General features: G+C 70.9%; 18 protein-coding genes. 15 read left to right on the plus strand and 3 right to left on the minus strand.

Features of this window, described 5'->3' with window-relative positions:
• Window positions 1–10: 10 nt before the first annotated feature.
• Together aceB and aceA are read right to left on the minus strand one after the other, a co-directional pair.
• Window positions 11–1,624, minus strand: a complete 1,614-nt coding sequence (aceB, locus tag MTE01_RS11760) for a malate synthase A (RefSeq protein ID WP_371861622.1) — start codon at window positions 1,622–1,624, stop codon at window positions 11–13.
• Window positions 1,625–1,835: 211 nt separating this feature from the next.
• Entirely contained in the window at window positions 1,836–3,152 is a 1,317-nt protein-coding gene (gene aceA / locus MTE01_RS11765) for an isocitrate lyase (protein ID WP_103205938.1), read from the minus strand.
• Between the two features lie 130 nt (window positions 3,153–3,282).
• On the opposite strand from aceA, the gene MTE01_RS11770 reads away from it, so the two are divergent.
• From MTE01_RS11770 to MTE01_RS11835, 14 genes are all read left to right on the plus strand, one after another.
• Complete coding sequence (locus MTE01_RS11770) at window positions 3,283–4,761, plus strand: XRE family transcriptional regulator (protein WP_371861620.1); 1,479 nt, start codon at window positions 3,283–3,285, stop codon at window positions 4,759–4,761.
• Between the two features lie 125 nt (window positions 4,762–4,886).
• Window positions 4,887–6,227, plus strand: coding sequence for a purine-cytosine permease family protein (locus tag MTE01_RS11775; RefSeq protein ID WP_103205939.1), 1,341 nt, complete (start codon window positions 4,887–4,889; stop codon window positions 6,225–6,227).
• 33 nt (window positions 6,228–6,260) lie between these two features.
• Window positions 6,261–7,814, plus strand: a complete 1,554-nt coding sequence (locus MTE01_RS11780) for a hydantoinase/oxoprolinase N-terminal domain-containing protein (protein WP_116239238.1) — start codon at window positions 6,261–6,263, stop codon at window positions 7,812–7,814.
• Window positions 7,811–8,899: an S-methyl thiohydantoin desulfurase family protein gene (locus tag MTE01_RS11785; protein ID WP_116239237.1), complete on the plus strand. Its 1,089-nt coding sequence runs from the start codon at window positions 7,811–7,813 to the stop codon at window positions 8,897–8,899. The genes MTE01_RS11780 and MTE01_RS11785 overlap by 4 nt, the downstream gene beginning before the upstream one ends.
• Window positions 8,896–10,023 carry an S-methyl thiohydantoin desulfurase family protein gene (locus MTE01_RS11790; protein ID WP_116239236.1) on the plus strand — a complete coding sequence of 376 codons (1,128 nt, stop codon included), beginning with the start codon at window positions 8,896–8,898 and terminating at the stop codon, window positions 10,021–10,023. Before MTE01_RS11785 ends, MTE01_RS11790 begins: the two co-directional genes overlap by 4 nt.
• A 2-nt stretch (window positions 10,024–10,025) precedes the next feature.
• On the plus strand, window positions 10,026–11,033 hold the full coding sequence (locus MTE01_RS11795) for an S-methyl thiohydantoin desulfurase domain-containing protein (RefSeq protein ID WP_141377665.1): 1,008 nt from the start codon (window positions 10,026–10,028) through the stop codon (window positions 11,031–11,033).
• Between the two features lie 106 nt (window positions 11,034–11,139).
• The gene (locus tag MTE01_RS11800) at window positions 11,140–12,648 is read left to right on the plus strand and encodes a helix-turn-helix domain-containing protein (RefSeq protein WP_141377667.1); all 1,509 of its coding nucleotides are present in this window, start codon (window positions 11,140–11,142) and stop codon (window positions 12,646–12,648) included.
• Between the two features lie 260 nt (window positions 12,649–12,908).
• Complete coding sequence (locus MTE01_RS11805) at window positions 12,909–14,510, plus strand: glucoamylase family protein (protein ID WP_141377669.1); 1,602 nt, start codon at window positions 12,909–12,911, stop codon at window positions 14,508–14,510.
• Between the two features lie 76 nt (window positions 14,511–14,586).
• Window positions 14,587–15,192 (plus strand): TetR/AcrR family transcriptional regulator, encoded by a 606-nt coding sequence (locus MTE01_RS11810; protein ID WP_116239232.1) that lies wholly within the window; start codon window positions 14,587–14,589, stop codon window positions 15,190–15,192.
• A gap of 222 nt (window positions 15,193–15,414) precedes the next feature.
• Window positions 15,415–16,677, plus strand: coding sequence for an extracellular solute-binding protein (locus MTE01_RS11815; RefSeq protein ID WP_141377671.1), 1,263 nt, complete (start codon window positions 15,415–15,417; stop codon window positions 16,675–16,677).
• Between the two features lie 4 nt (window positions 16,678–16,681).
• Entirely contained in the window at window positions 16,682–17,629 is a 948-nt protein-coding gene (locus MTE01_RS11820; protein WP_103205948.1) for a carbohydrate ABC transporter permease, read from the plus strand.
• Between the two features lie 11 nt (window positions 17,630–17,640).
• Entirely contained in the window at window positions 17,641–18,537 is an 897-nt protein-coding gene (locus MTE01_RS11825) for a carbohydrate ABC transporter permease (RefSeq protein ID WP_103205949.1), read from the plus strand.
• A gap of 104 nt (window positions 18,538–18,641) precedes the next feature.
• Window positions 18,642–20,501, plus strand: coding sequence for a glycoside hydrolase family 3 protein (locus tag MTE01_RS11830; RefSeq protein WP_141377673.1), 1,860 nt, complete (start codon window positions 18,642–18,644; stop codon window positions 20,499–20,501).
• Window positions 20,502–20,511: 10 nt separating this feature from the next.
• The gene (locus MTE01_RS11835) at window positions 20,512–21,639 is read left to right on the plus strand and encodes a LacI family DNA-binding transcriptional regulator (protein ID WP_141377675.1); all 1,128 of its coding nucleotides are present in this window, start codon (window positions 20,512–20,514) and stop codon (window positions 21,637–21,639) included.
• A gap of 124 nt (window positions 21,640–21,763) precedes the next feature.
• On the opposite strand, the gene MTE01_RS11840 is transcribed toward MTE01_RS11835, so the two are convergent.
• Entirely contained in the window at window positions 21,764–22,387 is a 624-nt protein-coding gene (locus tag MTE01_RS11840) for an amino acid deaminase (protein ID WP_141377677.1), read from the minus strand.
• Between the two features lie 124 nt (window positions 22,388–22,511).
• Here MTE01_RS11840 and MTE01_RS11845 point away from each other — a divergent pair, with 124 nt between their 5' ends.
• The gene (locus tag MTE01_RS11845) at window positions 22,512–23,198 is read left to right on the plus strand and encodes an HAD family hydrolase (RefSeq protein ID WP_141377679.1); all 687 of its coding nucleotides are present in this window, start codon (window positions 22,512–22,514) and stop codon (window positions 23,196–23,198) included.
• Window positions 23,199–23,216: the final 18 nt, after the last annotated feature.

Below are 23,216 nucleotides of genomic sequence, written 5' to 3' on the forward strand. Positions count from 1 at the left end.
CGAGAGAGGGTCAGTCGAGGTACTTCGCGTAAGCCGGCAGCGTCAGGAACGCCGGGAACTCCGGCCGCAGTGCGACCTCGCGGAACACCTCGGCGGCGTCGTCGAAGCGCTCACCGTCGAAGCGCTGCACCTCGGCGAGGACGTCGGCCAGCAGGCCCTCGACGAACGGACGTGTGATCGCGGTGCCCTCGGCGGTCTCGCGGTCCTGGTGGATCCACTGCCAGATCTGCGAGCGCGAGATCTCGGCGGTGGCGGCGTCCTCCATGAGGTCGTCGATCGCCACGGCGCCGAGGCCCCGCAGCCATGCCTCGATGTAGCGGATCGCCACCGACACGTTCGCGCGCACACCCGCCGTGGTCACCGGCAGGCCGATGCGCAGGTCGAGCAGCTGCCGCGGTTCGATGCACACGTCCTCGCGCGAGCGGTCGAGCTGGTTCTCGCGATCACCGAGCACCGCGTCGAACTCGGCGCGGGCCACCGGGATGAGATCGGGGTGGGCCACCCACGTGCCGTCGAAGCCGTCGCCGGCCTCGCGCCGCTTGTCGGCGGCGACCTTCTCGAAGGCGGCCTCGGTGATCTCGGGGCGGCGGCGATTCGGGATGAAGGCGCTCATGCCGCCGATCGCGTATGCGCCCCGCTTGTGGCAGGTGCGCACGAGCAGCTCGGTGTAGGCACGCATGAACGGCACCGTCATGGTCACCTCGCTCCGGTCGGGCAGGACGAACCGCGCCCCGCGACCGCGGTAGGTCTTGATGATCGAGAAGATGTAGTCCCAGCGCCCGGCGTTCAGCCCCGCGCAGTGGTCGCGCAGGGCGAAGAGGATCTCCTCCATCTCGAACGCCGCGGGCAGCGTCTCGATCAGCACCGTCGCGCGGATGGTGCCGTGCGCGAGGCCCAACCGCTCCTCGGTGAACGAGAAGACGTCGTCCCAGAGCCGCGCCTCCTCGGCCGACTCGATCTTCGGCAGGTAGAAGTAGGGGCCCCGGCCGGCCGCGACGAGGGCGTGCGCGTTGTGGAACACGTACAGTCCGTAGTCGACGAGGGATCCGGATGCCGGCAGCTCCCGCCCCGTGCGATCGACGAACGTCACGTGCTTCTCGGGCAGGTGCCAGCCGCGCGGGCGCATCACGATCGTCGGCGTCCGTTCGGCGGTCACCTCGTAGCGCTTTCCCTCGGGGCTCGTGAACGACAACTGTCCGCGGATCGCGTCGAACAGCGAGAGCTGACCGCCGATGACGTTGCGCCAGGTGGGGCTCGTGGCATCCTCCTGGTCGGCCAGCCACACCCGCGCGCCGGAGTTCAGCGCGTTGATGGTCATCTTCGGATCGGTGGGGCCGGTGATCTCGACGCGGCGGTCCTCCAGACCCGGACCAGCACCGGCCACACGCCACGACGGGTCGTCGCGGATGTGCGCCGTGTCGGCGCGGAAGTGCGGGTCATCGCCCGTGCCGATCTCGAAGCGGCGGCGCTCACGCGCGGCGAGGCGGTCGTGCCGGCGCCGGGCGAAGCGGTCGTGCAGCTCGGTGAGGAAGGCGATCGCCGCGGGGGTGAGGATCTCGCCGTCGCGTCCCTCGAGGGGCCGCGCGAGACGCAGGTGCGGAGCGGATGCCGGGGTGCCCGGCATCCGGGATTCCTCGGTGGGTGTGGGGGTCGAGGTGGGCGGGGGAGAGGTGATGAGGGTCATGATCGTGTCTTTCTGTCTGTGTCGCTGCCCGTCGCTCCTTTGAGCACCATGTCCCAGAAGTGGCTGCCCGAGGTGTGCCCGGGCGACCAAAAGTGGGACAAGGTCTGCCCAAAGGGGGACATGGTCCGCACGAAGGCGCGCGCGGCGAGGGTCAGTGGAATTGGGCGGTCTCGGTGGAGCCGGCCAGGGCGAGGGTGGCGCTGTCGGGGTTGAGCGCGGTCGAGACGACGTCGAAGTAGCCGGTGCCCGCTTCGCGCTGGTGGCGCGTGGCGGTGTACCCGTGGGCTTCGGCGGCGAACTCGGCCTCCTGCAGCTCGACGTACGCGCTCATGGCGCGTTCGGCGTAGCCGCGGGCGAGGTCGAACATCGAGTGGTTCACGGCGTGGAAACCCGCCAGGGTGATGAACTGGAAGGCGTAGCCGAGAGCGGCCAGATCGGCCTGGAACGTGGCGATCTGCTCGTCGTCGAGATGGCGCTTCCAGTTGAAGCTCGGCGAGCAGTTGTAGGCGAGCTTCTTGCCCGGGTAGCGGGCGTGGATGGCCTCGGCGAAGCGGCGAGCGAGCTCGATGTCGGGCTCGCCGGTCTCGACCCAGAGCAGGTCGGCGTACGGGGCGAAGGCGAGGCCGCGCGCGATCACGGAGTCGAGGCCCGGCCGCACGCGGTAGAACCCCTCGGTGGTGCGCTCGCCGGTGAGGAACTCCGCGTCGCGCGGGTCGACGTCGCTGGTGAGCAGGTCGGCGGCCAGAGCATCGGTCCGGGCGATGATCACCGTGGGCACGCCCGCGACATCGGCCGCGAGCCGTGCGGCGTTGAGGGTGCGGATGTGTTGCTGGATGGGCACGAGAACCTTGCCGCCGAGGTGGCCGCACTTCTTCTCGCTCGCGAGCTGGTCTTCCCAGTGGATGCCGGCGGCCCCGGCCTGGATGAGTGACTGCGCGAGTTCGTAGGCGTTGAGCGGTCCGCCGAACCCGGCCTCGGCGTCGGCGACGACCGGGGCGAGCCAATCCCGGGTGATCTCCCCCTCGGCGCGCTCGATCTGGTCCTGTCGCAGCAGGGCGTTGTTGATGCGGCGGACGACCGCGGGGACCGAGTTCGCGGGGTACAGGCTCTGGTCGGGGTAGGTCTGCCCCGCGAGGTTGCCGTCGGCGGCGACCTGCCAACCGCTGAGGTAGATGGCTTTCAGTCCGGCGCGCACCTGCTGCACGGCCTGACCGCCGGTGTAGGCGCCCAGGGCGCGGACGTACTCCTCGGTGTGGATGAGGTTCCAGAGGTTCTCGGCTCCGCGACGGGCGAGGGTCGACTCCTCGCGGACGCTGCCGCGGAGACGGACGACGTCGTCGGCCGTGTAGGTGCGCTCGATGCCGTCCCAGCGCGGGTCGTTCTCCCACGCGGCGCGGATCTCGTCGGCGGTCTCGGTCTGGTCGCCGGGGCGCAGGGGCTGCTGGGCGGGGGTGGCCTGGATCGTCATGAGCGTTCTCCTCTCGGATGCCGGGGCGGCGGTGCCCCGTGACGACCACTGTGGGCGAAGAACACGGGGTCGAAACCGGATTCATCGTGTGAAGATCGCGCGATCTTCTGTTTTTGTGAGAACGTGGCGTATGGGCACCGGCGTCTCGACTTCTTCGGCATCCCTCCCCTTCGACGATGGGGAGGTGGACACGCTCACCATCGGACGACGCATCCGGCAATTGCGCACGGCGCGCGGGATGACCCTCGACGATCTCGCCGGAGCGGTCGGCCGCGCCCCGAGCCAGATGTCGATGATCGAGAACGGGCGCCGCGAGGCCAAGCTCACGCTGCTGCAGGCGATTGCCCGCGCGCTCGAGTGCACGCTGGATCAGATCCTGGATGCCGAGCCCCTCGACGCCCGCGCCGCCCTCGAGCTCTCGGTGGAGCGGGCGATGCGGGGCCAGACGTTCCAGGCGCTCGGGATCGAGCCGTTCCGCGTGGGTCGCGCGGTGCCCGACGAGGCGCTCGCCGCGATGCTCGCGCTGCAGGCCGAGATCGAACGCCTCCGTGAGGAGCGGTCGGCGACGCCCGAGGAGGCGCGGCGCGCGAACGTCGCGCTGCGGCGACTCATGCGCACGCAGGACAACCATTTCCCCGACCTCGAGCGGGTGGCATCCGGGATTCTCGATCGAATCGAGCACCCCGGTGGACCCCTCACCCAGCGGGGCGCGAGCGATATCGCCGCCCATCTCGGCTTCACGCTCCACTACGTTCCCGACCTCCCCTCGTCGACGCGCAGCATCGCCGACGTGAAGAACGGCCGGCTCTATCTGTCGACGAAGGTCGCGAAGGGCGACCCGCGCGCGGCGGTGCTGCAGGCGCTGTCGAGCCGGATCCTCGGGCACGGCGAGCCGACGAGCTACGACGAGTTCCTCCGACAGCGCGTCGAGACGAATTACCTCACCGGGGCGCTGCTCATGCCCGAGGCGCACGTCGTGCCGGCGCTGCGCGAGGCGAAGGAGCGACGCGCCCTCAGCATCGAGGACCTCCGCGACGCCTACTCGGTGTCGTACGAGACCGCCGCGCACCGCTTCACGAATCTCGCGACGGTGCATCTCGGCATCCCGGTGCACTTTCTGAAGGTGCACGAGTCGGGGACGATCACGAAGGCGTACGAGAACGACGACGTGAACTTCCCCACCGATCGCCTCGGCTCCATCGAGGGGCAGATGTGCTGCCGGCGCTGGACGAGCCGCGTCGTCTTCGACGAGGACGACCTGTTCAACCCGTACTACCAGTACACCGACACCGGGAACGGGACGTACTGGTGCACCGCCCGCGTGGAGCAGTCGAGCGAGGGGGCGCACTCGGTGAGCGTGGGGGTGCGCTTCGACGACACGAGGTGGTTCCGCGGGCGGGACACCCCGAATCGCGGCGTCTCCCGGCATGCGGTCGAGACGTGCTGTCGCCGCGCGCCGGCGGAGCTCGAGGCCGCGTGGCGCGACAAGGCGTGGCCGAACGTGCGGACACCGCGGACGCTGCTGGCGACCCTGCCGACAGGGGCGTTCCCGGGGGTCGACACGACGGAGCTGTACGAGTTCCTCGAGGCGCACGCGCCGGGCGAGTAAGCGCGCAGTGTGCAACATGCACAACGGCGGGGCAATGTGAGGCGAGGTGCCCATGTCGTGCGTCGAGCGGCGGCAATAGCGTGTGCAGCACCCGCACCGTCCCTCTTCCGCAAAAGGACACCCCCATGGCACGTATGGCCCACGCCGACGACTTCGCCCTCAGCCGCGTGACCCCCGACGCCCAGAAGCACTGGTTCGGCATCGCCGTGCAGCGTTTCGGTCAGGTCTCGGCGCTGTCGCAGTTCCTTCTCGGCGCCACTCTCGGTTACGCGATGACCTTCAGCGAGGCGTTCCTCGCGCTGCTGCTCGGCTCGATCATCCTCGAAGTGATCATGTGCATCGTCGGCATCATCGGGCAGAAGGAGGGCCTGAACACGGCGCTCCTGGCCCGCTGGACCGGTTTCGGCGAGATCGGGGCCTCACTCGTGGGCCTCGCGATCGGCATCAGCCTCATCGGCTGGTTCGGCATCCAATCGGCCATCTCGGCCGAGTCGCTCGACTCGCTCCTGCCGGGCCTGATGCCGATGTGGGCGTGGAGCCTGCTCTTCGGCCTCGCCGTCACGGCGATCGTCGCCGTCGGCTTCGTCGGGATGCAGTGGCTCGCCAACATCACCGTGCCGCTGTTCCTCGTGCTCGTCGGCTGGTCGATCATCACCGAGCTCAGCAACCACTCGATCGGCGACCTGATCACCTCGCCCGCCCCGGGACCCACCATGTCGGTGTGGCAGGGCACGGCGATCGTCGCCGGCGGCCTCATCGTCGGCGCCATCATCACCGCCGACATGACGCGCTTCAACCGCTCCAAGGCCGACGTCGTCAAGCAGACGGTCGTGGGCGTCTCGCTCGGCGAGTTCGTCATCGGCCTCTCGGGAGTGCTCCTCGCCCACGCGGCCCAGTCGGGCAACATCGTCGCGATCGTCACCTCGTCGGTGGGCCTGGTGGGACTCATCATCGTCATCACCGGCACGCTGAAGATCAACGACTGGAACCTGTACTCGTCGACCCTCGGCCTGGTGAACTTCATCTCCACCGCGTTCGGCAAGAACCTGCACCGCGTCAGCACCACCATCGTGCTCGGCGTCGTCGGATCGATCCTCGCCGCCGCCGGCATCCTGTCGCAGTTCACCGGCTTCCTCATCATCCTCGGCGTCGTCTTCCCGCCCATCGCCGGCATCATGGTCGCCGAGTACTTCATCGTGCGTCGCTGGCGCGGCGAACTCGACGCCTCGCGCGCCGAGGGCCGCCTGCCGGCGACGGCTCCGCGCCTGGTTCCCGTGACCCTGGTGGTCTGGCTCGTCTCGGCCCTCGTCGGCTACTTCGTGACCTGGGGAATCCCGGCGATCTCCTCGCTTGTGCTCTCGATCGTGCTGTACACCGTCGCCGGCAAGCTCGGCTGGGTGCGCGGTGTCGGCGAGGCGACCACCGCGCAGGTTCCCGTGCGCGACGCCGCCCCCGTGGCATCCTGACCCACCCCCCCCCGAACGAAAAGAGCTCCACCCATGCACATCGGCATCGACGTCGGCGGAACCAACACCGACGCAGTGCTCATGGACGGCAAGGACACCCTCGCCGGCGTGAAGAAGTCCACCAGCCCGGATGTCACCACCGGCATCGTCGACGCGATCGCGGCCCTGCGCGCCGAACGCGACTTCGCCGGTGCCGACATCGACGCGGTGATGATCGGCACGACGCACTTCATCAACGCTCTCGTGCAGGCCCAGCGCCTCGCCCCGACCGCCGCGGTACGACTCGGCCTCCCCGCCACGAAGGCCCTGCCGCCGCTGGTGGACTGGCCCACTGTCCTCACCGACGCGATCCAGGCGCGGAGCTATCTCGCACACGGCGGCTACGAGTTCGATGGGCGCCCGATCTCACCGCTCGACGAAGACGAGCTGCGCGGCATCGCCGACGACATGAAGGCGAACGGCGTGCGCTCCGTGGCGATCTCGTCGGTGTTCTCGCCGGTCAACCACGACCTCGAGGTGCGCGCGGCCGAGATCCTCGGCGACGTGCTGGGGCCCGACGTGGCCATCTCGCTCTCGCACGAGATCGGTCGTATCGGCCTGCTCGAGCGCGAGAACGCCACGATCATCAACGCCGCGCTCCGCGAACTCGCCTCCGAGATCGTCGACGGCCTCACGGCCGCGGTGCGCGCCGAAGGCATCCAGGCACCGATCTTCCTCAGTCAGAACGACGGCACCCTGATGGACGAGGACTACGTGCGCCTCTACCCGGTCGCGACCTTCGCCTCGGGCCCGACGAACTCGATGCGGGGCGCCGCACTCACCAGCGGCCTGCAGACGTGCGCGGTGGTCGACATCGGCGGCACGACGGCCGACATCGGTCTGCTCAACGCCGGGTTCCCGCGCGAGACCGCGAACGAGGTCAAGGTCGCCGGCATCCGCACCAATTTCCGGATGCCGGACGTGCTCTCGATCGGCATCGGCGGCGGCTCGATCGTCGACGAAGACACCGCGGAGGTGGGGCCCGCGTCCGTGGGGTACCGCCTGACCGAGGAGGCGCTGGTCTTCGGCGGCTCCACCCTCACCGCGACCGACATCGCCGTGGCCGCCGGGCGGGCGAACGTGGGCGACCCCTCGCGCGTCGCGCACCTCGACCCCGCCTTCGTCGAGCGCGTGCTCGCACGCATCGCCGACCGCGTGGCCGAGGCCGTCGACCGCATGCGCACCTCGCCCGAGCCGATCCCGGTCGTCGCGGTCGGCGGCGGCAGCATCCTGCTCCCCGATGAGTTGCCGATGTTCGGCGCCGTGCACCGCCCGCGCAACTACGCCGTCGCCAACGCCATCGGCGCATCCATCGCCCAGGTGGGCGGTGAGATCGACAAGGTCTACGCGATCGAGGCGGGCCGCCGCGACGAGGGTATCGCCGCGATTCGCGCCGAGGCCGTCGACAAGGCCATCGCCGCGGGCGCGCGACCGTCGTCGGTGTCGATCGTCGACTTCGACGAGGTGCCCATTCCCTACCTGCCGGGCAATGCCACCCGGGTGCGCGTGAAGGCCGTGGGCGACCTCGACATGGGCGTGCGGGCGTGAGCTGGCAGCTCACCCCGTCGATCGTGGGCGATCTCGCCCGCGGTGCCGCGGTGCTCGGTACCGGAGGCGGGGGAGACCCCTACATCGGGGCGCTGCTCGCCCGCCAGGCACTCGCCGTCCACGGGCCGGTCACGGTCGTGGGCCTCGACGAACTGCCCGACGACGCCCTCGTGCTCACCGTCGCGATGATGGGCGCGCCGACCGTCATGGTCGAGAAGCTCCCGAGCCTCGACGAGGTCGTCGCCCCCGTGCACGCGCTCGGCGCCTCGCTCGGTCGCCCGGTCACCCACATCGCGTGCGCCGAGGCCGGCGGGGTCAACTCCACCATCCCGATCGCCGCCGCGGCCGCCCTGGGGCTGCCGCTGCTGGATGCCGACGGCATGGGGCGCGCGTTTCCCGAGCTGCAGATGGTGCTCCCCACGCTCTACGGCATCACCGCATCGCCGCTCGCGTTCGCCGACGAGAAGGGCAACACCGCGGTGCTGTCGACCATCGACAACACCTGGACCGAGCGGATCGCCCGTGTGGCGTGCGTCGAGATGGGCTGCTCGGTCATGCTCGCCGGTTTCGCCATGTCGGGCGCGAGCGCGCGTGAGGCCCTCGTCCCCGCCTCGCTGTCGGCGTGCCTGTCCATCGGACGCGGCATCGTCGAAGCGCGCGAGGCGAAGACCGACCCGGTCGCCGCGGTCGTCGCCGCCCTGGGGGGACGCGAGGTGTTCGAGGGCAAGGTCGTGGATGTCGAGCGCGGGACCACCGCCGGGTTCGCCCGCGGCAACGCCCGCATCGAGGGCCGGGGTGACACGGTGACGCTGTCGTTCCAGAACGAGCACCTCATCGCGCGCACCACCACCGGCATCCTGGTCACGACTCCCGACCTCATCATCGTCCTGGATGCCGAGACCGCGGAGCCGATCACCACCGAGGGCCTGCGTTACGGCCAGCGCGTGCGGGTCATCGCCGCGCCCAGCGACGAGCGGTGGCACAGCGCCGAAGCCCTCGCGATGGTCGGCCCCGGATACTTCGGCTACGACCTGCCCTCCCACCGCTTCGACGGAACCATCGAGAACTCGGAGACCGCCGCATGAGCTGGACCCTGACCGCCGCCGACCTGCCCGATCTGGCCCGCGGTGCGACGCTGCTGGGAACCGGGGGCGGCGGCGATCCCTACATCGGGCAGAAGCTCGTCGAGCGCGTGCTGGGGGCGGGAAGCATCACCGTGCTCGACCCCGACGAGATCGCCGACGACCTGTTCGTCATCCCCACCGCGCAGATGGGCGCCCCGACCGTGATGATCGAGAAGATCCCGGCCGGCACCGAGCCGACGCTGGCGTTGCGCACCCTCGAGAAGCACCTCGGCCGCACCGCGGACGCGACCATGCCCATCGAATGCGGCGGCATCAACTCCATGATCCCGTTGCTCGTCGCCGCCGAGACGGGGCTTCCCGTGGTGGATGCCGACGGCATGGGCCGCGCGTTCCCCGAACTGTCGATGGAGACCTTCGCCGTCTACGGCGTGCACGGCTCGCCCCTGGCCCTCGCGGGCGAGCGCGGCGAGACGGCGATCATCGACACCGGCGACGACGACCGGCAGATGGAGTGGCTCGCGCGCGGCGTCACGATCCGCCTCGGCGGGGTGTCGCACATCGCCGAATACGCCATGACCGGTGCCGACGTGCGCCGCACCGCGATTCCGCGGACGCTGTCGATGGCTCTGGCGCTGGGGCGCGGCATCCGCGAGGCACGGGAACAGCACCGTTCGCCCTTCGAGGCCATCGCCGACGTGCTCTCGACCACGCTGTACCCGCACGTGCGGGAGCTGTTCGTCGGCAAGGTCACCGACGTCGAGCGACGCACCACCGACGGCTTCGCGAAGGGACGCGCCACCATCACCGCGCTCGACCCCGACGACGACGCGGCGCTCGAGGTGGCGTTCCAGAACGAGAACCTCGTCGCCCGCCGCGACGGCGAGCTGGTGGCGATCGTGCCCGATCTCATCTGCATCACCGACATCGAGTCGGCCGAGCCCATCACCACCGAGGGCCTGCGCTACGGCCAGCGCGTGCGGGTGCTCGGCATCTCGACGCCCGACATCATGCGCACGCCCGGTGCGCTCGCCGCGTTCGGCCCGTCGGCGTTCGGTCTCGCCGACGCGTTCGAGCCGGTCGAGCGGTTGCGAGGCGCCGACGTGCGGCGGCTCATTACCCTGTGAGCATGAGAACCCTCGGGCCCGACCGCCTGCCGGCGCTGGCACGGGGGTTCGCCCTGCTCGGCGCGGGCGGCGGGGGCGCGACGACGCTCCTCGAGCTCATGGCCGCCGAGGTGCTGGACGGTCCGGTCGCGCTTCACGACCTCGACGACCTCGATCCGCTCACCCCGTGCGTCGCCGTCGGTTTCGCCGGGTCGACGTACCTCCTGGGCGAGCGCGTGCCGGCGGAAGATGCTTTCGCGCCGCTCCTGGCCGCCGCCGAGCGCTGGACCGGGGTGGCGGCCGTGGCCGTGTGCGCGCTGGAGGGGGCCGGCTTGAACGGCCTCACCCCGTTCCTCCTCGCCCGTGGTCACACCCTCGTCGATGCCGATCTCATGGGCCGCGCGCTGCCCGGGATCGACCAGCTCTCCCTCGTGGTCGACGCGGTGCCCGGTGTCGTGCTGGTCGCCGACACGGGCGGGGGCGTCATGGTCGTCGAGTCGGCGCGGGCCGCCGACGTCGAGAGCCTCGTGCGCGCGAGCGTCATCCGGGCCGGGGGAGCGGGCGCGGTCCTCGTCGCGGGCTTCACCGTCGGCGACCTCGTGGCCCACGGCATCCGGGGGACTTTCGCTCGAGCGCTCGCGCTCGGCGAGTCCGACGTCTCCGCTGGCGAGCTTCTCGGGGCGCGGATCCTGGGCGCGGGGCGGGTGAGCGCGGTGGATGCCGTGCCCGACGACGCGTTCGCCAGGTCGGTCGAGCTGACGGGCGACGACGGTGCGCTGCTGCGGCTCGTCGCGCGTTCGGAGTTTCTCGCGGTGACTCGCGACGGGCGCACGATCGCCGCATCCCCCGACGTCCTCGTCGCGATCGACACCGTCTCGGGCGACGTGCTGCAGGTCGACGCCGTGACCCTCGCTCGGCACGTGCGCGTGCTGTCGCTTCCGGCGCCGGAGTGGTGGAGGGAGTCCCCCGAGCGCCTCGCGCACGTGGTGCCCGCCGCCTACGGGCTGCGTGACCTGGAGATGGAGTCGTGACGCCCGTGCGGCCCTGCATGCCCCGCCGCCTGCGGCCTGCGCGACCGCGAGGTCGAGTCATGGTGAGCGTGCCGTGTCGTGCTCTCCGCGATCCGAGGGGGACGCCATGACGCCCCTGGACCTCCGTGCCCTGCTCGCGCACCCCGCGAACGGCCGCGCACGCGTGCTCGTCGAGTCCGCGGGTGCGGAGGCCTTCGCCGGCGTGGTCGTCGCCGCGCGCGAGACGCTGCTGCCCGAGCGAGGCGACGGCGAGCTCGCCGCGCTCACCGAGCCTCCGCCCTCCGCGCCGTGGCAGCAGGACGCCCTCGTGCGGCGGGTGCGCGACCGCGGCTTCCGCGGTCTCGCCCTCTCCGGAGCCGAGGCGCTGGGTGCCGGCAGCCGCGGCCTCGCCGCCCGGCTCGGACTCACCCTGCTCGCCGTCGACGACCCGATGGCCCTGGCCCGCGCCGCGTGGGAGCTCGTACAGGGGCGCGACGCACTGACGCTCGGATACGTGCGACGCGTCGCGCAGTCGATCGAGTACTCCGCCGCGCACCTGGCCGACCTGCTCCGCCACCTCTCGGCCAGCGTCGGTCACGGCGTGGCCCTCATCGACGCCGAGGGCGTACTGCTGCAGGCCGGCGGCGACCTGCCCGAGGCGGTACGCGCTGCCATCGATTTCGGACTCTGGCAGGATGCGGTCTCGGTCGCGGAGGGAGCGGCTGCCTCGGTACGCGTCGACAGCCCGAGCCGCGCCGGGCTGCGCCTGGCCGTGTTCGGCTCCGGGCTGAGCCCCGCACAGCTGGCGGCCCTGGCCGTGGCCGCCGAGGTGGCGATGCCGGCGGTCGCCGCCCGTATCCTCATCGACGAGGTGGCCGACGTGAGCGATGCCGCCGTGGCATCCGGTCTCCTCCGGGAGTTCCTCGAGGCCCGCGACGCCCGCGATCCCGACGTCGAGCAGCGCATGAGCGAGCGGGGGTGGCGCATGGGCGGGTACCACCTCGCGTTTCGGATTGCGGGCCGCCGCCGCCTCGAAACGTTGGAACTGCTGCGTTTCGTGCGCCGGAACCTGGCCGCACTGCCCGTCGACTCGCAGGCCGTGACCAGTGGCCGCGGCGTGACCGGCTGGCTGAGCTTCGCCGAGCCACCGGCAGCCGACCGCCTCGACGAGCACGTCGCCGCCGTCCGAGCCCTGCACGACAACGTCCGCCGTTCGTTCGACGTCGCAACCGGCGTCGGCTCGCTCGACAGCGGCGCGAGCGGGCTGTTGCGCAGCATCGACGGCGCGGTCGACGGCGCGCGCATCGCCGCCGGACGCGCCGCGACGGGCTGGTTCGTGCGCGTCGACGCCCTCGGCATCGAGCAGGTGCTGCTGTCGTGGGCCGGGTCCGACACCTTCGTGCCCGCCGCCGAGGCGCTGCTCGCGCCGCTCGTGTCACAGGGCCCCGAGCTGCTCGAGACCCTCACCGCGTACCTCGACCACGAGTCGGGCGTCTCGGCCACGGCGACCGCCCTGGGCCTTCACCGCAACACCGTGGCGATGCGCATCGCTCGTGCGCAGGAGGTGCTGGGCGTCGACCTCACCGACACCGACGCCCGCCTCGCCCTGCACCTCGCCTGCCGCGCGCTGCGCTGAGGCCGTCGCGGCGAGCTGCGCCGCGCGCCTGGCGCCCCGCGACCGTCGGCCTTCGCCGTCCTGCGGAGTGTGGGCCTGACACTCCGTCCGGGATGCCGATGACTCGGCGCGTCGCGGACGAACTCCGCGCGACGGTTCACGCCGCGAGCACCGATCCCGCGGTGCGACGGAGGAGGGGTTGCGTGAATACCTACCATGTGTAAGGTTTTGGAGCAGTGAGCTCCATTCCCCCGGAGCGCTTTCGATGAGGAGAGCCAGCCATGAAGCACACCCTCGCGGCATCCACCGCGGTCGTCGGACTCGTCCTGGGCGGTGTCGCCGCGGCATCCCCCGCCGTCGCCGCACCCCCGGAGAAGCCCGGTCCGCCCGCCCACGCCGGTCCGCCCGCCCACGCCGGACCTGGCGCACGTGACCTCGAGCGCTATGCCGCCGACACGTGGGCCTCGCTCGCGGCGATGGCCCACGAGAACACCGGCCTTCCCGACGACAACATCGGGGGTGCGCTGGAGGAGTCCACGGCATCCGGGTACACCTCGCCGACCAACATCGGCGGGTACCTGTGGTCGACGGTGACCGCGCGCGACCTCGGCATCATCGACGCCGACGAGGCGCGGGATCGCTTGACCGCGACGGTGTCGACGCTCGAGACGATGGAGCGCAACGACGCGAGCGGCATGTACTACAACTGGTACGCGCCCGACACCGGCGCCAAGCTCGAGATCTTCCCCACCTCGGGCGAGGTCATTCACCCGTTCCTCAGCACGGTCGACAACGGCTGGCTCGCGGCGGGGCTGAGGATCGTCCGCGAGGCCGAGCCGACGCTCGCCGACCGGGCCGACACGCTCTACCGGTCGATGGACTTCGCGGCGTTCTTCGACGCGGCGGGGGCGGCGGGACTTCCGGCCGGCACGAACCGCGGCGGTTTCTGGGAGGCCCCTCCCGGCGACGGCTGCGCGGTCGAGGCGCCGATGTACAACGGCAGCGGAGAGCAGGCGTTCTACACCTGTCACCACTACGACACGACCGTGAGCGAGAGCCGCATCGCGACCTACCTCGGCATTTCGGAGGGGGCGATCCCGGCATCCGGCCTGTACGGCACCCACCGCACGATGCCCGCGGGCTGCGACTGGGCGTGGCAGGAGCAGCTGCCCACCGGTCAGACCCGCACCTACGACGGTGTCGACGTCTACGAGGGCGTGTATTCGTACGACGGCATGTCGTTCGCGCCGAGCTGGGGCGGGAGCATGTTCGAGGCGCTCATGCCCGACATGCTCATTCCCGAGGCGGAGTGGGGCCCGCGCTCGTGGGGCCTGAACCACCCGATCACCGTCGAGGTGCAGAAGCGCCACGGGCTGAAGGAAGCCGGGTACGGCTACTGGGGCTTCTCTCCCGCCAGCAACCCGTTCGGCGGCTACAGCGAGTACGGCGTCGACATCGCCGGCATCCGGTCCGACGGATACACCTCGGATGCCGAGAAGACCGACGTCGACATCGACCGCCCGGGCTGCGCCGAGGGGACGAACCCCGACCCGACCTTCGGCGACGGCGTCGTCACCCCGCACGCCGCATTCCTCGCGCTGCCGTACGACCGCGCCGGTGTGCTGAAGAACCTGCGAGGCATCGAGAAGAAGCTCGGTGCCTACGGCCCGGGCGGTTTCTACGACGCCGTCGCGGTGAAGAGCGGCACGGTCGCCGAGCGATACCTGTCGCTCGACCAGTCGATGATCATGGCGGCGATCGGCAACGCGCTGACCGGTGACACGCTGAAGGACTACATGGTCGATGACAGGATGGAGCAGAACCTCCGGCCCGCCATCGAACAGCAGGTCTTCGGCTCGTCGTGGGGCGCCTCGCGTCGCTGACGGCTCGACCGCTCGATGCCCGGTGCCTCGCGGAGGTGCCGGGCATCGGTGTGTTCGGACGGGGGAGAGGATGCCGATGACCGACGCACCCGCACCGCGCGGTCGCCGCGGCAGCTATGCGAAGGGGCAGCAGACGCGACAGCGCATCGTCGACGAGGCGGTCGTGGTCTTCGGACGCTCCGGCGTGACGGCCGGGTCGCTCCGCGAGGTCGCCACCCGTGTGGGCCTGACCCCCGCGGGGCTCCTGCATCACTTCGCCTCGAAGGAGGAGCTGTTCGCCGAGGTGCTGCGCCAGCGCGACGAGCGCGTCCGCGCCGCCGCCGGGGACCCGCACGAGCACACCCTCGTCGAGCAGATGCGCAAAGTCGTGGCGCACAACGCGACCACGCGCGGCCTGACGTCGCTGTACACGTTGGTCGTCGCCGAGGCCAGCGACCCGGCCCACCCCTCCCACGAGGCCTTCGCCGAGCGGTACCGCCGCAGCGCCGCGACGGCCGCCGACCTGCTGCGGGCCGGGCAGGCCGCGGGGGAGGTGCGCGCCGACGTCGACCCGGAGCGCGCCGCGCGGCTGCTGAGCGCCGTGATGGACGGTCTCCAGCAGCAGTGGCTCCTCGACGAGACGGTGGACATGCCCGCGCTCTTCGCCGAGTTCGTGCGGGGCTACCTGGAGTCGCCGGCCTGAGCCATCGGCATCCCCCCGCCCCCCGCCGGTGGATGCGCGCGAGGGCATCGTGGGGGAGTGGGGCGCGAAATGTGCAGCGGGGCGCGAAACGTCCGCCCCAGTGCACATTTCGCGCCCCGGTCGCGCGAGGAGATGGGTTGCAACGGTTTGGTTATGCGCTTAAACTTGGACGTGACGTGCAGGGAGCACCCGACGGCGGGTGCCTGGTTCGAGGAGGAACACATGAAGAAGACCCGATGGAGCGCCGTGGCCGTGATCGCCGCGGCGGCGATCGTCCTCACCGGTTGCGGCCGGCCCTCCGACGCCGGTCCCGGTGCGGCGGAGGCGGGCACGATCGGCGACGCCAAGGCCGAGGGCACGCTCACGATGTGGGCGATGGGTGCCGAGGGCGAGGCGCTGCCGGAGTTCGTGAAGACCTTCGAGGAGGCCAACCCCGGCGTGACCGTGAATGTGACGCCCGTGCCGTGGGATGCCGCGTACAGCAAGTTCCAGACGGCGATCGCCGGTGGCAACACCCCCGACCTCGCGATGGTGGGCTCGACGTGGATGGCCGATTTCGGTGACGCGCTGCAGACGGTGCCGAGCGACCTGTCCACCGACGGCATCTTCCCCGGAGCCCTCGACTCGACGAAGATCGACGATCGCGCGACGGGCGTGCCCTGGTACGTCGACACGCGCGTGCTGTACTACCGCACCGACATCGCCGCCCAAGCAGGCTGGGACAAGGCGCCCGCCACCTGGGACGACCTGAAGAAGATGGCCGCCGACATGCAGTCGAAGGGGGGCGCCGACTACGGCATCCGCTTCCCCGCCGGCAACGACTCGTTCCAGGGCAACCTGTGGATGCCGTGGTCCAACGGCGCTCAGCTCGAGGACGGATCGAAATGGACCCTCGACACCCCCGAGACCGCCGAGGCGTTCCAGTACTACCAGAGCTTCTACACCGACGGTGTGGCCAACCCGGCGGCCGATCGTTCGGCCGGGGCGCAGGAGGCGGACTTCGTCTCGGGCAAGACCCCGATGCTCATCGACGGGCCCTTCCTCATCGGCCAGCTCGAAGAACTCGGCGGCGCCGGCTTCAGCGACAAGTTCACCACCGCGGTGCTGCCCACCAAGGAGTCGTCGACGTCGTTCAGCGGTGGCGCCAACCTCGCCGTGTTCGACAACTCGAAGAACGCCACGAGCGCGTGGAAGCTCGTCCAGTGGCTGACCCAGCCCGACACGCAGGCCGCGTGGTACGCCGCGACCGGTGACCTCCCCGCGGTGCAGGATGCCTGGAAGACCGACGCCCTCGCCTCGTCGAAGACCCTCGCGGCCTTCGGTACGCAGCTCGAGACGGCGAAGTCGGTGCCCGCGGTCACCACGTGGGTGCAGGTCGCCGCGGCCGGTGACGCGATGCTCGAGAAGCTTCGACTCGGCCAGCAGACGCCGGCCGACGGGTTGAAGGAGCTCCAGGCCACCGCCGACCAGCTGGGTCTGGGCTGAGATCATGACGCAGGCAGTCGTGGGTGCGACCGGACGGGCTCCGGCCCGCGGTCGCACCCGCGCCGGCGGGGCATCGAGCCGCCGCCGGCGTCAGGGATGGGTCGCGTGGGGCTTCGCCCTGCCGTTCGTCGCGGTCTTCGCGATCTTCATGGTCGTGCCGATCGTGGGGTCGTTCGCGATGTCGTTCACCGATTTCACGGCGCGCGACATCCGATCGCCGTTCTCCGTGAACTTCGTCGGACTGCAGCAGTACATCGGCGTGCTGTCCGACCCCGTGTTCCTCACCTCGCTCGGCGTGACCGCCACGTTCGTGGTCGTCGGCATCCCGGTCACGATGGCGATCGCCCTGGCGCTCGCGCTCGCGCTCAACGCCCGCACGGGCCGCTTCGTCTCGATCCTGCGCGTCGGCTTCTACGCCCCGGTCGTGACGAGCATCGTCGCCGTCGCGGTGGTGTGGCGCTACATCCTGCAACCGGAAGGCCTGCTCAACTCGGCGCTCGCGATCATCGGCATCCAGGGCCCGGATTGGCTCAATGACACCCGCACCGCCCTGCCCTCGCTCATCGCGATGGCGGTGTGGCGAAACGTGGGCACGCTGATGGTGATCTTCCTCGCCGGGCTCCAGGCGATCCCCACCGACGTCAAGGAGGCGGCCCTCATGGACGGCGCCTCATCGTGGCGGCGGCTGACGTCGGTCACCCTCCCGCTGCTGCGCCCGACGCTGCTGCTGGGTGCCGTGCTCATCTCCGTCGGCTTCCTGCAGTTCTTCGAGGAGGCATTCGTCATGACACAGGGCGGCCCCCTCAACTCCACCCTCTCGGTGGCCTATTACACGTTCAAGCAGTTCGGCTTCGGGCAGTACGGCGCGGCTTCGGCCGCGAGCTACCTGCTGTTCCTCGCGATCGCGCTGCTCAGCCTCGTGCAGTTCCGCGTGCTGCGCGCGAAGGATTGAGGGCGGATGCCATGACACTCACGTCTCCCGCGGCTCCGGCCGCCGTCGTCGAAGCGACCGAGCCGCCGCGCCGCCGGCGCGCCGACAAGCGCGTCACCCCGGGGCGCGCACTCACCTTCACGGTGCTGATCGTCGGCCTGGTCGTCTGGATCCTGCCCTTCGCGTGGATGCTGCTGGGCTCGGTCAAGACCCAGCGCGAGATCCTGCAGCGCCCGCCGACCTGGTGGCCGCAGCAGTTCACCTGGGAGAACTTCGGCGCCTGGTTCGGGCAGCTGAACTTCGGCCAGTTCTTCGGCAACAGCATCGTCGTGGCGCTGTTCACCGTCGCCGGCAACCTCGTGTTCTGCTCGATGGTCGGATACGCGCTGGCGAAGATGGACTTCCCCGGCAAGAAGGCGCTGTTCGTCGTCGTCATGGTGACCCTGATGGTCCCCGGCGTCGTGACCTTCGTGCCGCTGTTCGTCATGGTCTCCTCGCTCGGCCTCGTCGACAGCTACGCGGCGCTCATCCTTCCGTTCGTCACGACCCCCTTGGGCGTGTTCCTCATGCGGCAGTTCATGCTCGGCATCCCGGATCCGCTCCTCGAGGCCGCGCGGATCGACGGAGCGGGCGAGCTGCGCATCTTCGCCCGGATCGTCATGCCGCTGTGCGGGCCGCCGCTGGCGACCCTCGGCATCCTGACCTTCCTCGCCTCCTGGAACAACTTCCTCTGGCCGCTGGTCGCGGCGCAGACCGAGGCGAAGTACACCCTCCCGGTCGCACTCTCGCTGTACTCGACGGGCCAGAGCGCCACCGACTACGGCCTGCTGCTCGCCGGCTCCGTGCTGGTGATCGCGCCGATCATCCTGCTGTTCGTCTTCCTGCAGCGCTACTTCATCCAGGGCATCGCCTCGACCGGTCTGAAGTGAGGCGCGGGCGGGTCGCGTCACCGCGGCCCGCCCGGCCCCCGCGCCGGTCCGACCCCCGAGCTCCGCCGCCCGCGCCTGCACCGGCGGCCCCGAAAGGACCCCCCATGACCTCCGCCCGCTTCCTCACCGCACCCGACGGAACGCGCTTCCGCGATCTCAACGGCAACGGTGTGATGGACCCGTACGAGAACCCCACGCTCAGCGTCGACGAGCGCACCGACGACCTCCTTCACCGCCTCAGCCTCGAGGAGAAGGCCGGTCTGATGTTCCAGACCGTCATCGAGGTCGGCGACGAGGGCGAGCTGCTCGAAACGCCGGGCAAGATCTCGAAGTCCCCGACGACCACGGTCGTGGTGCACAAGAACATGAACCACTTCAACGTGCACGCGATCCGTACCGCACGCCAGGCGGCGACCTGGAACAACAACCTCCAGGCGCTCGCCGAGACGACGCCCCACGGCATCCCGGTCACGATCAGCACCGACCCGCGGCACGCGTTCGTCGAGAACACGGGCGTCGCCTTCTCGGCAGGTCCCTTCTCGCAGTGGCCCGAGGGTCTGGGCCTCGCCGCGCTCGACGACGTCGACACCGTGCGCGGGTTCGCCGAGGTCGCGCGGCGCGAGTACGTCGCCGTCGGCATCCGTGCGGCCCTCCACCCGCAGATCGACCTCGCCACCGAACCGCGGTGGGGTCGACAGGCGCAGACCCTCGGTCAGGATGCCGACCGGGTCACCGCATTCACCGCGGCGTATCTGCGGGGTTTCCAGGGCGATGAGCTCGGACCCGACAGCGTCGCCTGCACGACGAAGCACTTCCCGGGCGGTGGCCCGCAGCTCGCTGGCGAGGATGCGCACTTCCCCTACGGGCGCGAGCAGGTGTATCCCGGCGGCATGTTCGACTATCACCTCGAGCCGTTCCGCGAGGCGATCCGCCGGGGGACGGCGGGCATGATGCCGTACTACGGCATGCCCGTCGGTCTCGAGGTCGACGGGGAGCCGATCGAGGAGGTCGGTTTCGGGTACAACCGGCAGATCGTGACGGGCCTGCTCCGCGAGCAGCTCGGCTACGACGGCGTCGTGGTGACCGACTGGGAACTCGTCAACGACAACCATGTCGGCGACCAGGTGCTCCCCGCCCGAGCCTGGGGCGTCGAACACCTCACCGCCGTCGAGCGCATGGAGAAGATCCTGGATGCCGGCAGCGACCAGTTCGGCGGAGAGGAATGCGTCGAGATGCTCGTGGATCTCGTCCGCTCGGGCCGGGTGTCCGAGGAGCGTCTCGACGCGTCGGTGCGGCGCCTGCTGCGGGTGAAGTTCCAGCTCGGACTCTTCGACGATCCCTACGTCGACGTCGACGCGGCCGAGCGCCTCGTGGGCAATCCCGAATTCCGGGCCCTCGGCGAGCGGGCGCAGGCGCGTTCGCTCACCGTGCTGGTGAACGAGGGGTCGACTCTGCCTCTCCGCCCCACCGGGAGCGTCTATGTCGAGGGCTTCCGCGCCGACGACGTGGCCGAGCTCGGACGCGTGGTGTCCGACCCCGCCGAGGCCGATCTCGCCCTGGTCCGCATCGGTGCGCCGTTCGAGCCCCGCGACGATCTCTTCCTCGAGGCCTGGTTCCACCAGGGCTCGCTCGAGTTCGCGCCGGGTCTGGTGTACCGGTTGAACCGGATCGCGGCGTCCTGCCCCCTCGTGATCGTGGTGAACCTCGACCGCCCCGCGATCCTCACGCCGTTCGTGGGCCATGCCGCGGCGATCGTCGCCGATTACGGCAGTTCGTCGGCGGCGGTGCTCGATGCCCTCACGGGGCGCGTCGCCCCGCGCGGTCGGCTGCCGATCGAGATCCCCCGGTCGATGGATGCCGTGCGTTCCTCGCGCGAGGATGTACCGTCGGACAGCGGCGATCCCGTCTTCCCCGTGCACCACGGGCTGGAGCTCGAGGAGCTCGTCGCGCTGCAGGAGGGGTAGGGCCGATCCGATGCCGGAGGAGCAGACGACGCGTCGACCGACCGTCTACGACGTCGCGCAGGAGGCGAGCGTCTCGATCGCGTCGGTGTCGTTCGCCTTCCGCCGTCCCGACAAGCTCAGCGAGGCGACTCGCGAGAGGGTGCTCGATGCCGCTCGGCGGCTGGGATATGCGCCCAGCGGCGCCGCCCGCGGGCTCGCGCGCGGACGCACCGGCATCCTCGGCCTGCACGCCTTCGACCTGCTGCTCGAGCGGGCCGACCCGCGGGCGCAGCCGCTCAGCGGGATGCAGTCGCCGGCGCTCGATGCCGGGGGCGTGATCGCCTGGGACCAGACCGACGACGACGTGCTGTCCGATCCCCGCGCCTTTCCGTTGTACGTCGACGAGGTCCAGCGGGGATTCGAACTGGAGTGCTGGGCGCTCGGGCGACCGGTCATGCTCAGCAGCGGATCGGATGCCGATGTCTCGGTCGCCGACACCGTGGGTCGTGTCGACGGGCTGGCGATCTTCCCGTCCCCGCAGACCGCGCCGACCCTGGCTCGACACACTCCGAGCATTCCGATCGTGCTCTTCAGCGCCGCCCCGGCCGACGATCCCCATCACCGCGTGCGGGTCGACAATGCGCGAGGGATGCGCGACCTCGTCGCCCACCTCGTCGAGGAGCACGCCGCGACCGACATCGCCTTCGTCGGACGCCTCGAGGCGACGGATGCGGTGGAGCGTCGTGACGCGATGATCGCGGAGCTCGAGGCCCGCGGCATCCGCCCCCGTCTCGATTCCATCGACGCGACCGTGCGCGGCGAGGACGAGCTCGTGCCGCAGGTGCGCGCGCTCCTGGCCGGGGGGCGTATGCCGCGCGCCTTCGTCTGCGCGACCGACCAGAACGCTTTCACCCTTCTCGACGTCCTGGCGGCCGAGGGGGTACGGGTGCCGGACGACGTGATCGTCACCGGGTTCGATGGCACGCTCGGCTCGCGCCTGACCACTCCGCCGCTGACGACGGTCCGCCAGCCCATGGAGGCCATGGGACGCGCGGCCGCGCGGATCCTCGCCGGAACGGCCGGTTCGCCGCCGAGGGGCAAAACCTTCGACGTCGTGTTCGAGCCGCGCGTGCTGGTTCGGGGGAGCTGCGGCTGCTGAGCCCCGTCCGCCCTCGCCGGGGGGTGTTCCCTCGGGCGGAGGTCGGGGATGACGCGCCGGTTCGGGATGCCGTGTCGCGGCGCATCCGGCCTGGATTCCGCGGGACGGTCCGCGACCGTTCGGCTCAGACCGCGTTCCACCGCAGCCGCGGGGCGCCCAGGCCCGCCCGCAATGCCGCGGGATCGGCCACCGGGAACATCGTGACGAGGAGTCCGTCGACGGCGTAGGCCAGAGCCGCGGTGCCCTCGGGAAGCGGGGCGCCGAGCGCGATGCGCGCGGTGCGGCCCTCGGCCTCCTCGGTGAGGGCATCCGGACGGGCCAGCAACACGGACGCGGCCGCGGTGGCGCGTGACAGGAGCGTCTGCGTGCCGACCCAGGGTACGAACGCCCCGGCGTCGAGCCCGCACGCGCGTTCGAGTTCGCCCGTCAGCCACCGCTCGCGCTTGAGGCCGTAGGGGGTCGGCGTGGTCGAGAGAAGGTAGCCGTACACGTGCAGCACACCGGCGTTCCCCACCGGCCACGAGGCCTCGAGCCCCGCCCGCGCGTGCAGCTCGTCGAAGAGGGGGCGAGCGAGGACCGCGGCTGCGACGTTCTCGTCGATCACGCTCGAGCGACCCCACGCGGCGAAGCGTCCCGCGGCGGCGTCGTCGGCGAGCGCGGTCGAGAGCCACGGCAGAGACGAGATCGCGGCGGCGGGGTCGGACAGGGCCCGGGCGGCGGCGGCGTCGAGGGCGGCGGAGGAGGTCACCGCTCCACGCTAGAGCCGGAGCGGGGGCGCACAGGTGCCGTTCATCCAGCGTTTACACGGCGTGGACATTGCGTCCACATTTGAGGTGCAACATGGACGCAACGTCCACGACAGGAGTCTCCCCGTGCCCCGCCCCGTTCTCATTTTCGACTTCGACGGCACCGTCGCCGTCGGCGACGGCCCGCTGCTGGCCTACGCCCGCGCGGTCGCCGTGCACACGGCATCCGCCGACGACTTCGTCTCGGCCGTCGCCGCCCACCTCGCCGCCCCGACGGACGACGTCATCGACGGCTACGACGCCGTCCGTCGCGTGGCCCTCGAGGCCGGCGTCGACGACGACGACCTGGCGTCGGCGTACGCCCTCAGTCGCACGCAGCTCGGCAGTGTCGACGCGCCGGTGTCGACGGCTCGCGGCCTCGCGGATTTCCTCGCAGACGTGGATGCCGAGCGGCTCCTCGTCACGAACGCCCCCGCCACCCGCCTCGACGAGGCGCTCGCCGCGATGGGCCTGGACGGCTTGTTCGACCGCATCGTCACCGACGCTTCCAAGCCCGCAGGGCTCGAGACCCTGCTCGACGACCTCGACGACGGCATCTGCGTGCTCGCGGTCGGCGACGTCTGGCGCAACGACCTCGCCCCCGCCCACGCCCGTGGTCTCGACACCGCTCTCGTCGGCGGATACGCCGATGCCGCCGCCGCTCCCACCTTCCGCGCCGACACCCTCGACGAGCTGCTGCCCGCACTCGCCGCGTGGGTCGACGCCGCCCACGTCGACGTTCCCCCCGCCGCACACCTCCCTTCTCACGCCTGAATCCCACCCGAACCGCAG

This window comes from Microbacterium testaceum (assembly GCF_006539145.1).
GTDB lineage: Bacteria > Actinomycetota > Actinomycetes > Actinomycetales > Microbacteriaceae > Microbacterium > Microbacterium testaceum.

Bases quoted from the DNA above. Each gene is read 5' to 3' on its own strand.
- aceB (WP_371861622.1), bottom strand. From the start codon at position 1,624: ATGCCGGGCACCCCGGCATCCGCTCCGCACCTGCGTCTCGCGCGGCCC.
- aceA (WP_103205938.1), bottom strand. From the start codon at position 3,152: ATGACGATCCAGGCCACCCCCGCCCAGCAGCCCCTGCGCCCCGGCGAC.
- MTE01_RS11770 (WP_371861620.1), top strand. From the start codon at position 3,283: ATGGGCACCGGCGTCTCGACTTCTTCGGCATCCCTCCCCTTCGACGAT.
- MTE01_RS11775 (WP_103205939.1), top strand. From the start codon at position 4,887: ATGGCACGTATGGCCCACGCCGACGACTTCGCCCTCAGCCGCGTGACC.
- MTE01_RS11780 (WP_116239238.1), top strand. From the start codon at position 6,261: ATGCACATCGGCATCGACGTCGGCGGAACCAACACCGACGCAGTGCTC.
- MTE01_RS11790 (WP_116239236.1), top strand. From the start codon at position 8,896: ATGAGCTGGACCCTGACCGCCGCCGACCTGCCCGATCTGGCCCGCGGT.
- MTE01_RS11795 (WP_141377665.1), top strand. From the start codon at position 10,026: ATGAGAACCCTCGGGCCCGACCGCCTGCCGGCGCTGGCACGGGGGTTC.
- MTE01_RS11800 (WP_141377667.1), top strand. From the start codon at position 11,140: ATGACGCCCCTGGACCTCCGTGCCCTGCTCGCGCACCCCGCGAACGGC.
- MTE01_RS11805 (WP_141377669.1), top strand. From the start codon at position 12,909: ATGAAGCACACCCTCGCGGCATCCACCGCGGTCGTCGGACTCGTCCTG.
- MTE01_RS11810 (WP_116239232.1), top strand. From the start codon at position 14,587: ATGACCGACGCACCCGCACCGCGCGGTCGCCGCGGCAGCTATGCGAAG.
- MTE01_RS11815 (WP_141377671.1), top strand. From the start codon at position 15,415: ATGAAGAAGACCCGATGGAGCGCCGTGGCCGTGATCGCCGCGGCGGCG.
- MTE01_RS11820 (WP_103205948.1), top strand. From the start codon at position 16,682: ATGACGCAGGCAGTCGTGGGTGCGACCGGACGGGCTCCGGCCCGCGGT.
- MTE01_RS11825 (WP_103205949.1), top strand. From the start codon at position 17,641: ATGACACTCACGTCTCCCGCGGCTCCGGCCGCCGTCGTCGAAGCGACC.
- MTE01_RS11830 (WP_141377673.1), top strand. From the start codon at position 18,642: ATGACCTCCGCCCGCTTCCTCACCGCACCCGACGGAACGCGCTTCCGC.
- MTE01_RS11835 (WP_141377675.1), top strand. From the start codon at position 20,512: ATGCCGGAGGAGCAGACGACGCGTCGACCGACCGTCTACGACGTCGCG.